The organism is Nonlabens sp. (assembly GCF_018401815.1).
Lineage (GTDB): Bacteria > Bacteroidota > Bacteroidia > Flavobacteriales > Flavobacteriaceae > Nonlabens.
Genome location: NZ_JAGYKG010000006.1, coordinates 24,373 through 40,523, shown reverse-complemented (window position 1 = coordinate 40,523; position 16,151 = coordinate 24,373). Strand labels below are relative to the sequence as shown.

The following is a 16,151-nucleotide window of genomic DNA, read 5'->3' as shown; positions in this document are numbered from 1 at the left end:
CTTATTCAATGATAATCTTCACTGTTTGAGAACGCTCATTGGCAGTAAGTTTCACTAGATAAAAACCAGAACTTAGTTCCAGCTGTAAGCTAGTTTCATTAGAGCTTACGTTTTTCTCCGTTTCAAACACCCGCTGTCCGCTTAGATTAAATACCTGAACACTAGTTGTAGCCAGGTTTTGATCAGAAGTAATAGCTATTGCTCCATTAGAAACAGTGGGGTAGATTTTAATACCTAGGTCATTGGTGTCAACTTCAGAGATGCTTAAGGTATCAAAAGTTCCTGTAAACATACCGCGACCATGAGTTGTGGCAAGTATGGTATTATCTGCTGTTCTAAGATCCAGGTCCACTACTTTTACATTAGTCATTCCATTGATGAGGGGTTGCCATGACGGGCTGACACTGTTGAAATCGCTAGTGGCATATATGCCTGCTTCTGTACCTATAATGACTTCACCAGGTAATAACGGGTTTGCGAGAATCGCTTTTACGGGAAGGTCTGGTAGGTTCCCTTCTTTTTCACTCCAAGTAGCTCCTCCGTCAGTAGTATACCATATATTTTGTACACCGTAATTGTGCATGGTAACATACAGTTCTTGCTCACTAGTTCCAAATTCAACGTCTGAAACACTACCGAGAAAGTTAGGCCCTGTAATAGCCGTCCATTGCGGATTTGTTGTATTTGCATTAGTAACTACTGCCAGGGTAGATAATTCAGTTCCTACCAATAGCGTTGTGCTGGAACGTGTATATGGGGACACTTTCATTGCCGTAGGGCGGTTGGAAGTTATTAGGAAATTGGTTATGGTATTACAAGATGCGGCGTTAGTAAATAATTGACAGACGTCTATGGCATTATTGCCACTTAAGTTTTTACTATTGGAGTATAAGTAGTTTAAATTGCGATCCAGCTCTGCTACATTGATAAAGTCGCCATCAGCATTGCTGCCACCATCTCCACAATTAGCAGTAGCGATGCAGTAACTAAAATTATAATTAGGATAGCTCACGTATCTGTGGTTGTTGTACTGTGATGTAATTACAGCATATCCATCTGCATCATCTATTTCCACATGACCACCATCACCACCTAATTCAGTAATAAAATGATTCATTCCAGCCGATGCATTTTCTATAGCTAAAGTGCCATTGTCTTGTGAGCCACCCACAAGATCATCTCCTCCACTGCTATTTGGAGCGATGCTGCCGTAGTAGAACTGTGTGACATTATAACCGTTATTTCTAGTAGAAATAGCGGTAGTCGATAAGTCGGCAGCGACAAATGAGTCGGCCCATGAAACGCCACCGTCACTTCCTATCACACCTTGGTTGGGGTTTGTAGGGTGAAAAGTCAAAGCATGTATATCAGCATGTATAAAGGGTATGTTTAAATTTTCAAGTCCAAATGCATCAATCCATTTAGAGATTTGATTCCATGAGGTGCCGCCATTTATAGATCTAAAGGAGTTAATGCCTCCAGCATAGATAATTTGGTCGTTAGTAGGGTCTACTTCTATGACTAAGTCATAAAATGCTTGGCCTCTGGTAAAATCGGTAGGGGAGATAGAACTATCGGTGTCATTAGGTTCATTGATGGGTGTAGTGGTGAGTAACGCATCGACGCTTTTATATAAGTTGGCCTCACCTCCTACTTGTGCGGCTATATAAAACAGATTTTGATTTGTTGAAGACGCAGCAATTTCCATACGGTTACCTCCTATTATGGTACTTTGAAGGTTCCAGTTGAGCCCATCTGAGGATCGGTACAAGCGACCGCCACCGGTATTTGTTCCTGGCACTGAAATCGTACCCATATAAAGTTGGTTAGTAGCACTTATTTCAAAATCATTGGGAATCACATAAAAGCTTTGACCACTAAATAAATATTCCATAGAGGTATTTTCTATGCGTGACCAGCTAGCTCCATTGTCAGGACTGCGATAAAGTCCTGCATTTTGTGCTCCCAAAATATTATTTGGATTGGAGGTATGGAAATTGGGTGAAGCATAATTGGTAGAGCCTACTCCTACAAAGACTTCACTACTTCCATTGTTATCCCAAACGATGACATCAGTAATAAAAAAAATTCCCGCTGTAAATAAATTGGAAGGGGAGTTTAAGTTTCCAGGTCCAGCGGGTGTAATAGGGATTTCGAACCAAGAGCTTCCTCCATCAATAGTTTTATAAAGGCCATTCCCTACAGCTGCGCCCGCCGTATATTGCTCACCTGTACCTATATAAAAAGTCATAGAATCATTAGGGTCTATTGCATAAGCGCTTACGTTTAGATTTGCCGCAAGACCAGGAATTATAGTCCATACCGAATTAACATCAGTGATGTCGTTATTCACCCATAAACCGCCGCCTACACCGCCGGCAAATACTCTATTGTAATCTGTGCCGTCTCCGTTGTTTGCTCCTACGTCATTGGGATCATAAAATACGACTCTGGTTCTTCCTCCTACATTGGAAGGTCCTCTTTCTTCCCATGCTCTCGAGGTCGAACCAGGAGCACTTTTCAATATATCGGTAGCTATGCTTTTTACCTTATATGGAGTGGGTATCCCTGTCGCAGGATTCATGGTCAGTTCCCACATGCGTTCATTATAAGCATTAGGTGGTAATGAAAGTGCTTTACGTTCGGCTCTTGAAAGTTTTATGGTTTCCTTAAAAGGACTGTTTTCTAGGAGTTGCCTGTGGAGCGCTCTCGCCTCAGCTATTCCTTTTTCTTCTTGATTAAAAACAAAAAAGCTAATTACGGCAACCACAACTACTAGAATACTTGAAACAATTCGTTGTTTATTCATTTGATATGCTTTAACGCCTTAAAATTAAGACAACGGAGTTGATTTTTTAAATTTTACCATTGATCACTTCAAATAAAGCAATGGATTTGCTGTCTGTTAATGATGCGACATAACCACAGACGTCTAATATGCGTTCATATTTATCAGTCCCGTTTAACCTCAACCCTTTACAAGATTTAAGAATCAATTGATCGTAGGAACTGGTCATTTGTTCAAATTCGTTGATACTGGCTCTTATGACGGCATTTAAAATGTCTTGAAGGATTTTGTATCCAGCAATTTCCTTTTGAACCACTTCTTCATTGTTGTACACCTTATCAACCGTAATGCTGAGAATGTCTTCAATTTGTGCGTTGTATTTGGATTTATCGGTCAGCGCAAAAGGGAAATTACCGGCTAATATGGCGTCTTCATGTTCCATAAATATAGAGATACAGTCCGTTATCAGATTATTTATAGCTAGAGATCTCAAATAAGACAATCGCTCTGAAGTAGTCGATAACTGGGTGTAGACCTCGGTTCTAATGGTGTCTCTTACAAGCTTGATGAGCTGTTCTAGGGCGTGATCTTCACTGATCCATCCTAGGTTGATGCCGTCTTCAAAATCAATTATGGTGTAACAAATATCATCTGCAGCTTCTACTAGATAAGTGAGTGGATGACGGTAGTGGGACTCTTCTATAGCAGTGTTATTGACGAGTCCTAGTTCTTTTGCGACATCCTTAAAATGAGCTAGATCTGCTTGAAAGATGCCGTATTTTTTTTGTGAAATATGTTTGGTAGTTCGGTAAGGCAGCGACTCTTTAGGGTATTTGATAAAAGCTCCTAGGGTGGCATAGGAAAGTCTTAAGCCTCCTGGAGTTCCCGGATTCTCTAGATTTAACAATCGGTATCCATTGGCATTTCCTTCATAATAAAGCAGGTCTTGTTGTTGCTTTCGCGAAAGCGTACTAATGATCTCAGCTCCTAATCCAGTCTTAAAATAACTGCCTATAGCCTTTTCTCCACTATGGCCAAAAGGCGGATTCCCTATATCGTGTGCTAGCGCCGCTGCGGCAACTATGGCTCCAAAATCTTGTTGTTTATATCCAGCTGCCTGTAGCTCTGGATGTTTTTCTAGAATACGTTGACCAGCCATTCGTCCTAAAGAGCGGCCTACAACGCTTACTTCTAGACTGTGTGTAAGTCGGGTATGCACAAATCCCGTCTGACTTAAAGGGATGACTTGAGTTTTATCCTGTAGGGACCTGAAGTGCTGAGAAAAAATGACCCGGTCGTAATCCACTTCAAAGCCTAGCCTTAGTTCATCCTGTAGCCCTCTAGGCCTTTGTTGTGTGTCGCCATATCTTTTAAGAGATAGTAATTGCTGCCAGTTCATTTGTTTAGAATTTTAATGCAATATAATTCAATAACAATTTAATCAAGTTAACCTTAGCGTAACACGCTTAACAGTAATTTAAACATTTTACTTGTTTTGATAATCTGGCAATAACTTTTGTCGTGAACTTTAGACCTTACTTTGCATCGTCAAACTAAAAAAACAAAAAAGATGAAAAAGTTATTTATTTCAATGTTAGCTATTGCCGCTCTAGTGATTACGAGTTGTGGTGAAGATGACCCGATTGCGGCTCCAGGTCCAGACTTGTCAGACAATCTAATTTCTGGATTAATTACAGAAAACAAAACCCTTACTAATGATCGCGTGTGGGATTTACAAGGTAGAGTAATAGTTACTAGTGGAGCAGTATTGACTATTGAGCCAGGAACTATTATTAAGGGATTGCCAGGTCAAGGAGCAAATGCTTCTGTTTTAGTTATCGCAAGAGGTGGTCAAATCCAGGCGAATGGTACAGCAAGCAATCCTATTGTATTTACCAGTATTGCAGATAATATTGCTCTAGGTCAGACTAGAGGTACTAATTTAACTGAAAATGATCGTGGCCTTTGGGGTGGAGTTATTGTTTTAGGAAATGCACCTTGTTCTTTTAGAGGGGATGTTGCTGCTGCTCAAATCGAAGGAATTCCTGCAAGTGATACCAATGGATTGTACGGAGGTAGTGTTGCTGCCGATAATTCTGGAGTGTTGAATTATGTATCTATTCGTCATGGTGGTACAAACATAGGTGAAGGAAATGAGATTAACGGATTAACACTAGGTGGAGTTGGTAATGGTACTACTATTTCCAACATTGAAGTAGTGGCTAATGTAGATGACGGTGTTGAATTTTTCGGTGGTACTGTTAATGCAAGTAACTTATTTGTTTGGGCATGTGGAGATGATTCTATCGATATCGATCAAGCTTATTCAGGTACTATTACCAATGTAGGAGTTGTTTTAGGTGATATTTCAGACCACGCTTTTGAAATTGATGGTCCAGAAGGGTCAGCTACTGGTTCTTTTACCATCAATAATGCTACTATTTTTGGAAATACCAACACACCTAATGGGGAATATGCAGATTACAGAAGTAGAGCACAAGGAGCTACTAACAATGTGTATGCAACAGGTTTTAAAGCTTCAAGTGATGTTGAGTTAGATAACAATGGAGTTTCCCAAAACTACTTAGATGGGAACCTTACTTTTACAAATTGGGTGATCAATTTACCAACAGGAGGAGTTGCTGCTGCTAATGAAGTTTTTGTTGAAAAAGTAGGTTGTGCACAAAACTGTGATGATGATGACGATTCTAATGACATTCTTGAAAACTTTATTACAACATTCACAGCAGATGCTGCTGCTTGGGCAAGTGCTGGAACAAGTGGAGGAGCTGATTTATCTGCTTTTTCATGGACTTATTCTAACGCTGCTGCAGGATTAGGTTTCTAATAGTAGCCACCAACAAAATAACAATGCTCATCATAACAATATGATGGGCATTTTTTCAATTTAAAGATATAAATATTTTATAATGCAAAATTCTAAAGTTTTAGTACTTGCTACCTTTTTATTAGGTTTCTTTTTATCATTTGGACAAAATGGTACGTTAACTGGTAAAGTTATAGATGGAGATTTTAATGATGTTCTAGCCTTTGCAAACATCGCTGCAAAAAACACCAATTATGGAACCGCTTCAGATTTTGACGGAAAATATTCCATAGAAATGGCTCCTGGAACCTACACGATTGTCTTTACGTTTGTAGGTTACAGCACTAAAGAAATCACAGATGTGGTTATTAAATCTGGAGAAGTAACAAATTTAGAGGTTACACTAACCTCTGCTGCCGATGCACTAGAAAGTGTTGTTATAGTAGTCACCAAAAGGCAAAATTCAGAAAAGGCAGTTTTGGATGTGCAAAAGAACGCCACGGTTGTGCTGGATGGATTGTCTTCAGAGTCTATTAAAAAAGCAGGCTCATCTTCTGTAGCTAGTGCGGTAAAAGCGGTGCCCGGGGTATCTGTTCAAGATGGAAAATTTGTTTATGTAAGGGGTTTAGGTGACAGGTACACCAAAACGTTATTAAACGGAATGGAAGTTCCTGGACTAGATCCGGATAGAAATGCATTACAATTAGATATCTTTCCTACTGGAGTGATTGAAAATCTTCAGGTAAAAAAATCTGCAACAGCAGATTTGACCTCCGACTTTACTGGCGGTATTGTTGATATTTTAACTAAAGACATCCCTTCTAGTGAGGAGTACTCGATAAGCCTAAGTCTAGGCTATAATCCTCAAATGCACTTTAATGATGATTATTTAACTTCTGGGAGTAGTGGCACTGATTTTTTAGGTTTTGACGACGGTTTAAGAGACTCGCCTATAGCAATTGGCTCGACCATACCTTTATTACAGCAAGATGGAGCATTGGTAAGAACCCTTACTCAAAGTTTTAATCCAGAGCTCGCTGCAATGCGAGAAAAAAGCTTCATGGATTTTGGTTTTAGTTTTGCAGGAGGAAATAAGTACAAATTTGAAAGTGGTAATGCGTTAGGCTTCACCACATCTTTAGCTTATAAAAATGAGACCGAGTTTTACGATAATTTTGTCGATGGTCAAGTTTTTAGAAAAAGAGCTGATACTTCAAATAATGAGCCTAGAATCGATAGGACTCAACAAGGATCTATAGGGACAAATAATGTGTTATTAAATGCCTTATTGGGGGTAACATATAAAACACAATTTTCAAAGTACCGCATTAATCTGTTACATATTCAAAACGGAGAATCCAATGCAGCTTTAATTTTTCAACAAAATGCAGAACAATCTTCTAACCAAACCAAAAAGGACGTTTTAACTTATACCGAAAGGTCGTTGACTAATGTATTAATATCTGGAGAACACACCAATAAAGACGGTTCGTGGAATACAGAGTGGAAACTAGCACCGACACTCTCTAGAGTTGATGATAAAGATTTTAGAACTACTCCGTTTAGAATTGATGGTGGGGTTCCTACTATTGAGCCTTCTGAGGCGGGTGATCCTACGCGTTTATTTAGAGAGTTAGAAGAAATCAATCTTGCTTCTAGATTAGATTTTACTAAAAAACACCAGCTGTTTAAAAAATCTGCTAAATTGAGATTTGGTGCTGGATTTACTTTTAAAAATAGAAATTTTGCTGTAGATCAATACTCGTTTATTCTTCAGGATTTTCAAAGTTCCCAATTCAATGGAGATGCAAATCAAATCTTAGATCCTGCTAATATCTATGATCCAGCAACAGGATCAGGAGTTGCAGTGCGATCTGACTTTAATATTACCAACAATTTTGATTCTCAAATTACTATAGGTAGTGCTTATGTTTCAGATGAGTTTCAAGTGACGGACCGTCTTAAGTCTATTGTAGGATTGAGATTTGAAAAATTTGACTTGACTTATTCGGGACAAAATCAACAAGGACAAGTATCTGATAATGCAAAATTTATTGACAAAGCAGATGTTTTCCCGAGTCTTAATTTAATTTATGATATCAACGAGGCTAGAAGTTTTAAGTTAAGAGGTTCTTATTCAAGAACTACAGCAAGACCCTCGTTTAAAGAGGCTTCTGATGCAGAAATCTTTGACCCAGTTTCTAACTTTTTCTTTATTGGTAATCGAGACATACAGCCTACTTACATCAATAACGTGGACTTAAGACTTGAAAAGTACGGTGCAGGAATTGATTTCTTTGCGTTTAGTACGTTTTACAAAGACTTTACAGATCCTATAGAGCTTAGTTTTATTAGAGAAGCCGCAGGACAGTTCACACCGTTAAACTTAGGTAACGCAACAGTTTTAGGAGCAGAGATAGAAGTGAGAAAGAATTTAGCCTTTTTAACTCCTAGCCTTAAGAATTTCTCTACAACTTTAAATGTTTCTGTTATTGACTCCAAGCAACAGTACAGTGAAGATGAAGAGGCCAATAGAAGAGATACCTTACGTGATGGAGAGGTTTTAGAGGATACTCGACCACTACAAGGTCAATCGCCTTATCTGGTAAACGCTGGGTTGGTCTATGAATCAGAAAATAACCTTAGAGTAGGAGCTTTTTTTAATGTACAAGGAAGAACCTTGCAGATTGTAGGTTCGGGAGATATTCCTGATGTGTATACCTTGCCATTCAACTCTCTAAATTTAACAGCTAACAAGACCTTTGGGGATAAAATCAAGCACAGTTTTGGTTTTAAAATCGAAAACCTATTAGGTGACGATGTAGAAAGTGAATATGAATTTTTTGGAGCTGAAAACAAGACTTTTTCTTTTCGCAGCCCAGAGACTTCCTTCTCTTTGAGTTATGGAATACAATTTTAATTCATAAGTTACCCTTGCTTATTAAAGGCTATTCTAATGAATAGCCTTTTTTACGTTTGGATTTTTTGTGTTTGTCTCGCTTTCGCGAAAGCGTAAATATCATAAACTCCTTGATTAATAACAGTAGCATAACATATAAAATACCTATTTAGCCGACTTTTGCAGATCGTTAAAATCACCCGATGTCAGATATTTATATATACATGCTTATCATCCTTGCTGGGCTTGCTATTACAGATCTTGTAGTAGGAGTAAGTAACGATGCCGTTAACTTTTTAAACAGTGCCATAGGTTCTAAGGCCATCAGTTTTAAAACCATTATGGTCATTGCAAGTATAGGTATAGCCTTTGGGGCACTTTCTTCTAGTGGCATGATGGAAGTGGCGCGTAAAGGGATCTTTGTGCCTGGTGAATTCTATTTTGACGAGGTCATGATCATTTTTATGGCGGTGATGATTACTGATATTTTATTATTGGACTTCTTTAATAGTATAGGGTTGCCTACCTCAACCACGGTTTCTATTGTTTTTGAATTACTAGGAGCAGCCGTATGTATGTCCATCATCAAGATTAGTGAAAGCGATTCAGAAACTTTATTGGATTTAGGAACGTATATTGCCTCTGACACTGCACTAGAAATTATTTTAGGAATTTTACTTTCTGTTGTTATTGCTTTTATTATTGGTGGACTGGTTCAATTTTTTTCTAGAATGTTGCTCACCTTTAATTATCAAGGAAGGCCGCCTTTTCTTGCGGCAATTTTTGGAGGGGTTTCCCTCACCAGTCTTTTTTACTTTATCATCTTTAAAGGTCTTAAAGGAGCAGATCTAGGTGGGGTAACCGAATTTATAGCCGCAACGGATGTATCTACTTTTATTAGTGTCACATTTTTATTTTGGACTATTTTTAGTGGTATCTATGTTTATGTCATCAAGTGGGATATCTACAAACTCATTATTATTTTAGGAACCTTTGGCTTGGCTATGGCATTTGCAGGAAATGATTTGGTTAACTTTATAGGAGTGCCTATAGGCGCTTATCAAGCTTGGGAATATGCTGAAGGTACTGGTCTTCCAGCAAATGAAATAGGTATGAGTTTCTTGAGTGGTAAATTGCCATCCAATAAATGGTTGCTTGTAGTTGCTGGATTGGTTATGGTAGCAACTCTTTGGTTTTCTTCAAAGGCACAAGCTGTTGTAAAAACTTCTGTAGATCTCGCCCGCCAAGACTCGGGCGCCGAACGTTTTCAATCTAACTTTTTATCTAGAATATTAGTGCGTTACTCGTTATACGCTGCCGAAGGGGTACAACAACTCATGCCGCAAAGAACTGCTAATTACATATCTTCTAGATTTGACAAGCTTCCAGTTCCTGCTGTAATTCCTAAACATGCAGATAAGCCTGCATTTGATTATGTACGGGCATCGGTAAATCTTATGGTGGCCAGTGTGCTTATTTCCGTAGCGACTTCTTATAAATTACCTCTTTCTACTACCTATGTTACCTTTATGGTCGCTATGGGAACCTCTCTTGCCGACAGAGCTTGGGGTACCGAAAGCGCTGTATATAGAATTGCCGGAGTATTGAACGTTATAGGTGGCTGGTTTTTTACAGCATTTAGTGCCTTTACAGCGGCAGCAGTATTTGCTTATCTTATTTATATAGGGGGGATGTATGCCGTTGTTGCTTTAGTGGTTCTTTCGGTATTGCTTATTATACGCAGTTTTATAGGTCACAAGAAATCTCAACAAGAGCAAAAAGTAACCGATCAACTTCAAAAAGCCGAAAGCAAGACCATTCAAGGTATTATCAATGAAAGCTCTGATAACGTAGCTACTGTTTTTAAACGTTCTAAACGCATTTATAAGAATACTTTAGACGGGTTAATTGCGCAAGACCTCGCTATTTTAAGAGCCTCTAAAAAGGAAAGCAAAAAGCTTGCTGGAGAAATAGACGAACTGCGCAACAACATTTTCTTTTTTATTAAAAGCTTAGATGATCAGAATTTAGGCGCGAGTAAGTTCTATATAGAGGTATTAGGTAATTTACAAGACATCTCACAATCGCTAGATTATATCTCTAAAGCGAGCACTACCCACATAAGCAATAATCACAAAAGCCTAAAATTTACTCAAATCAAGGATCTTAAAGAGATTATTTTGCGCATTCACGAGATTTTTAACGATGCACAAGAGATTTTTAGCGCTAAAGACTTTAGTAGTTTAGAGGCTATTATTCTTGAAAAACGCGAGCTTATAACTCTGGTTGATGCAAAAATTGATAAACAAGTAAAACGTACTAAGGACGACGATGAATCTCCCAAAAACACTACCTTATACTTTAGTCTCTTATTAGAAACTCGAGATTTGATGAAGGAAAGCATTCAAATTGTAGAGCAATATTATCGGGAGTACGACGCTTCTAAAACAGAACCTATGCAATAGGAAACACTTCAAAATATGAAAATCCGGCTTTAACGAGTCGGTTTTTTTATGTCTTTAAGTTAGGGGAATACCAGTTGAGTTTATTGGAATCAAACCTTCCTTTTCTTTTTTAATAGCATAGGTGTCGACCAGCTTTAGTTTAATGGAAAGCTTAAGACCACTTCTATTAAGCTTTACACAAGTGACGTAGCTCTATTGTTATTGTGTATCAACAAGGAAGGGAGAAGTGTTCCGCTTTCGCGAAAGCGGTATTCCACTAATTAGACTATAAAAAGAGCACCCCCAAAACCCGTTTAATCTTAAGACGGGTGCTTGTGATTCTTAATGAAGCAGAAGGAGCCTCCACATTAAATTTTCAAAGGCTTTTTGAGGGGTATAAAAAAAGGCATTTACCTGAGGGGAAATGCCTTTTTTAATTCAGCTAAAATAGGTTAAGCTGCTTGTTCCTCTTCCTTAAAATTTGAGGAGTCATTTGCTGTGGCTACTTTTTCTGGATTTTTAAATCGTTGGAACCTCAATTTTGCTTTGTGCACTAAATACAATAACACAGGTATGATAATTAACGTCAGGAATGTGGCAAATAACAAACCGAAGATTACAGTCCAAGCTAAAGGTCCCCAGAAAATAACGTTATCTCCACCCATATAGATGTTGGGATCAAATTCATTGAACAAGCTAAAAAAGTCGATATTGAAACCTATAGCAAGCGGAATCAAACCTAATACCGTAGTAATAGCTGTTAGAATTACCGGACGCAAACGAGCTTTCCCTGCCTGTACGATGGCTGTAAACGCATCTTCTTTACTGATGAGGTGTTTTTCATCATCTATTCCTAATTCTTCTTTTCTACGCAGTATTAAAATATCTACATAATCGATCAATACCACACTGTTGTTGACCACAATACCGGCAAGAGAGATGATGCCCATCATGGTCATCATGATGACAAATGGCCATCCAGTAATCATCAATCCTAGAAATACTCCTATAAAACTTAAGAAGATCGAGATCATAATGATCGTAGGTTTAGAGATTCCCCCAAATTGGAAAATCAAAATAAAGAATATGGCTAGCAGCCCAAAACCTAAAGCAGACATAAGAAAAGCTTGTTGCTTATTTTGCTCTTCTAGTTGTCCTGTATAATCTATCTTGATGTTTTCAGAGAGGTTTTCAAAGTCCAGCATCTCATTCTGTATTTGAGCAACTGCTGCTCCAGCATCAGTATACCCAGGTTTTAAGGCACTATACACCGTTACGACACGCTGATTGTCTTTGTGTTTAATTGCGCTAAATCCAGAAACATTTTCTTGAGTGGTTATCGCGCTAATGGGAATTTCTAATACCTGACCAGTCGCCATATCTCTGTACGTAATACGCTGATTAAATAAGGAGCTGCGGTCATAGCGGTTCTCTTCATTAAAGCGCACATAAATATCGTAATCTTCCCCGTCTTTTTTATAAATACCAGCTTTTTCACCAAATATAGAACGGCGCAACTGCATCCCTACCTGGCTGGCACTAACCCCTAATTCACCAGCTTTTTCACGATCTACTTTAACCTGTAGTGCAGGCTTACTTTTATTCACATCTATTTTTAATTCATCTACAGGAGCAATATTTTTTTCGTTTAGGAATTTTACCATACGCTCTGCAGTAACAATCAATTCTTCGTAGTTATCCCCTTGAAGCTCTACGTTAATTGGGTATCCCGCTGGTGGTCCAGCAGCATCTTTTTCAACACTTATAGCAATACCGGGAAACTTACCTTGCACTGCTTCTTGAATTTTTTTGCGCAATACTTCACTGTCAGCTCCATTGCGGTATTTGTATTCTCGCATAGAAGCGGTAATCTTGCCTTTGTTGGGCATCTCAGCTGCACTACCTCCATCGGTTTGCGGGTTTCCAGCTCCTTCACCTACTTGTGACACCGTGCTTTCTACTAAAAAGTTTTTACCATCTTCTAGGTACATCTCTTGATTGATCACATCGTAAACGACTGTTTCAATTTCTTTAGTAGTTTTATTGGTCTTGGCAATAGAAGTACCTTGTGGATACTCTATATACACCATGATCTGGTTAGGCTTATTTTCTGGGAAGAATTCTACTTTGGTACGACCTGTGCCAACAGACCATCCAAAATACAATGCGAGTACACCAAAGAACATAAGGGTCATAGCTGCAGTAAAGAAATAAGGCTTCTTACCTCTTAAAGCAAATCTTAGGAAACGTTCATAAGCATTGTCTAACCATTTCAACATCCTGCGTTGGAAGTAGAGTGTTGTTCCTTTTATTACATATTTATACAGCCATAATAAAATCACGGTCACAATCATTACAGAGCCTATACCTCTTACGGCACCACCGAAAAGTAAAATCAACAGTCCGATACTACCCATTACTATAGAGATGAGCACTAGTTTTTTAAGAGGAATGTTCTTTTCATCAATACTCATGTATTTAGAGACTAACATGGAATTGAAGAATATGGCTACAAGGAGTGAACTTCCTAAAACAACAGATAAAGTAATAGGGAAGTATTTCATAAACTCTCCCATTACTCCAGGCCATAAACCTATAGGTACAAATGCTGCAACTGTGGTTAAAGTGGAAATAATGATAGGAACAGCGATCTCGCCTATTCCCACTTTTGCTGCTTTGATGCGCGACATTCCTTCTTCGTCCATTAATCTATAGACGTTTTCTACCACTACAATACCGTTATCTACCAGCATTCCTAATCCCATAATCATGGCAAAAAGAATCATCGTGTTCAATGTATAGCCTAAGAAGTTGAGGATGATAAAACTCATTAACATAGACATAGGAATCGCAAAACCTACAAATAGGGCATTCCTAAATCCTAAAAAGAACATCAATACGGTAACTACTAGGATTACTCCAAATATGATGTTATTGACCAGATCATCTACTTGGTTTAATGTACGGCTGGAGCCGTCATTAGTAATTGAAATATCAACGTTTTTAGGGATATTTCCATTTTTTTGAGAATCAGCGATAATTTTTCTCACCCCTTCTGCAGCGGTAATCATGTTTTTACCAGATTGTTTTTTTACGTCTATCATGACTACTGACTCCCCAGATTCTCTAGCAAAGGTGGTTTTGTCTTCTTCTTTAAAGTTGATTTCTGCAATATCCTTAAGATAGATAGGACCTTTTTCATTTTTAACCACAAAACGTTCTAGTTGATCGGGGTCTGTAATTTCGCCTAGAATTCTAATGGTACGTCGTTGACTTGCTGTCTTGATATTACCTGCACTCATGGTAGAGTTTCCGCCACGAACCGCATTGATGACATTGTCAAAATTAACCTTAGCAGCGGTCATTTTGTAAATATCGACGGCTATTTCTACTTCAAGTTCTTGAGCACCTCTAATGCTTGCTTCCTTCACTTCTTGTAAGGCTTCAATCTCGTCCTGTAGGTACTCTGCAAATACTTTAAGATCTCGTACCGTATAATCACCACGTAGGTTGATGTTCATAATAGGCACTTCTTCACTCATTTTAAGGTCAAAAACATTAGGTTCAATTTTTGCGCCATTGAATGTAGGCCAGTCTTCACCAGAAGTTTCCACATCTATTTCATCCTTGACCTTTTGTTTTGCCTCTTCCACCGTTAAGCTAGAGCCTAGTAAGGAGCCTTCTTCAAATTCTACGGTAATGATGGAATAATCCTCTTGAGAAGTTGATAGGATTTCTGCAACACCAGAAATATTCTTTAATTGATCTTCTAAAGGGTCGGTAATAAGACGCTCAATATCTTCAGCGGTGTTCCCTGGATAAACGCTAGAGATGTATATTTTTGTTTCCTTTACCTCTGGAAAATCTTCTCGAGGCATCGCAAAATACCCTTGAATTCCAAGAACAAGCACTAAGCCTATAAGAACCCAAATTACGGTGGCGTTGTTGATTGCCCAGGAGGAAAACCCAAACTCTTTTTCACTTTTCTGTCCCATTATTTTTAAGCTTTTTTGATTCTTACTTGTTGATCTTCTCTCACGCTACGTGCTCCTTCTTCAATAATATAGTCTCCTTTAGTAAGTCCGCTGGTGATTTCAATCAAGTTTTTTGTGATTTTTCCAGTTGTGATGAGTTTTCTTTTCGCGACAGCGGTATGGTACTGATCTCCAGGTTGTAGGTTTGTAGCGATCATGACATACTGGTCTCCATGTTGATTTTCACTGATCACAGCAAGAGGGATTAAGATGGCTTCTTTATTGGTATAATCGTTAATTTTTAAACGAGCGGTAAGATTGGGTTTTACGCGACCTTTTTTGTTAGGCACTGGAATTTCTATATTAAAAGAACGGTTGGATGGGTTGATATAAGCACTGGTCTGTCTCACCATACTTTTAAGAGTTTCCCCAAGTACTGGAAACTCGACCTCTACCTCTGTTCCTTGTTTTACTGAAGTGATAAAGGTTTCTGGAACTTCAACTTCTATATACATGTTATCGAGGTTGACAATTCTCAATAGTTGCGTCATCCCAGGACTTACCGTAGTTCCTTGTTCTGTTATGACGTTATCAATAACTCCAGCGAAAGGCGCTGTAACAATTGTTTTGGCTAGTTGTTGTTGCATGGACTTGATCGCATTTACTTGTGCCTCATAAGCAGCTTTAGTTTGTAGGTATTGGATTTCAGAACCTATTTTTTGATTCCAAAGTCGTTCTTGACGTTCATAAGTAGTTTTTGCTAGTTGAGCCTGTACTTTCATCTGCTCAATATTTTGAGAGATACCACCATCATCTATTCTCGCTAGATGTTGTCCTTTAACCACTCGTTGTCCTTCTGTCACGTAAACATGGGTCAGAATACCCCCCATTTCTGGCATTAAGGTGATGTTTTGCTTGGTGGCTACACTTCCTTGAAGTTCTATAAAATGATTGTAAATGGTATCACTAATCGTTTTTATACTGACCAAAGCACCATCTTTTTTTACACTGTTTTTATCTAAAAACTGTTCAATAGAATTGATTTCATTTTCGAGCATCTTTTTTGTGTGGAGCAACTCGGTTTTCTTTTGAGCGATCATTTCTGTATCACCTGTAGCGATAAGCTCTTCAATGCTCTGTGCTTGATCACCACATGAGGTGAGAATAAAAAGACTTATTAGTAGGAGGCTTAATTTTTTCATGGTCTATAATTCAGTGG

7 protein-coding genes are annotated in these 16,151 nt (G+C 38.4%); 3 read left to right on the top strand and 4 right to left on the bottom strand.

Annotated features, from left to right (window positions below; translation table 11 throughout):
• Position 1: 1 nt before the first annotated feature.
• Both KG732_RS11460 and dgt read right to left on the bottom strand, forming a co-directional pair.
• Entirely contained in the window at positions 2–2,809 is a 2,808-nt protein-coding gene (locus tag KG732_RS11460; protein ID WP_213523819.1) for a T9SS type A sorting domain-containing protein, read from the bottom strand.
• Positions 2,810–2,855: 46 nt separating this feature from the next.
• A complete protein-coding gene (gene dgt, locus KG732_RS11455; RefSeq protein ID WP_213523818.1) occupies positions 2,856–4,187 on the bottom strand; it encodes a dGTP triphosphohydrolase in 1,332 nt (443 codons plus the stop codon).
• A 171-nt stretch (positions 4,188–4,358) separates the two neighbouring features.
• Between dgt and KG732_RS11450 the strand changes: the two genes are divergently transcribed.
• The 3 genes from KG732_RS11450 to KG732_RS11440 all read left to right on the top strand — a co-directional run bounded on the left by KG732_RS11450 (position 4,359) and on the right by KG732_RS11440 (position 10,979).
• Positions 4,359–5,636 carry a hypothetical protein gene (locus KG732_RS11450; RefSeq protein WP_213523817.1) on the top strand — a complete coding sequence of 426 codons (1,278 nt, stop codon included), beginning with the start codon at positions 4,359–4,361 and terminating at the stop codon, positions 5,634–5,636.
• 82 nt (positions 5,637–5,718) lie between these two features.
• Positions 5,719–8,535, top strand: coding sequence for a TonB-dependent receptor (locus KG732_RS11445; RefSeq protein WP_213523816.1), 2,817 nt, complete (start codon positions 5,719–5,721; stop codon positions 8,533–8,535).
• Positions 8,536–8,717: 182 nt separating this feature from the next.
• Complete coding sequence (locus tag KG732_RS11440; protein WP_213523815.1) at positions 8,718–10,979, top strand: inorganic phosphate transporter; 2,262 nt, start codon at positions 8,718–8,720, stop codon at positions 10,977–10,979.
• A 431-nt stretch (positions 10,980–11,410) separates the two neighbouring features.
• Here the strand turns inward: KG732_RS11440 and KG732_RS11435 are convergent, their stop codons facing one another.
• Complete coding sequence (locus KG732_RS11435; RefSeq protein ID WP_213523814.1) at positions 11,411–14,953, bottom strand: efflux RND transporter permease subunit; 3,543 nt, start codon at positions 14,951–14,953, stop codon at positions 11,411–11,413.
• 5 nt (positions 14,954–14,958) lie between these two features.
• On the bottom strand, positions 14,959–16,134 hold the full coding sequence (locus tag KG732_RS11430; protein ID WP_213523813.1) for an efflux RND transporter periplasmic adaptor subunit: 1,176 nt from the start codon (positions 16,132–16,134) through the stop codon (positions 14,959–14,961).
• Positions 16,135–16,151: the final 17 nt, after the last annotated feature.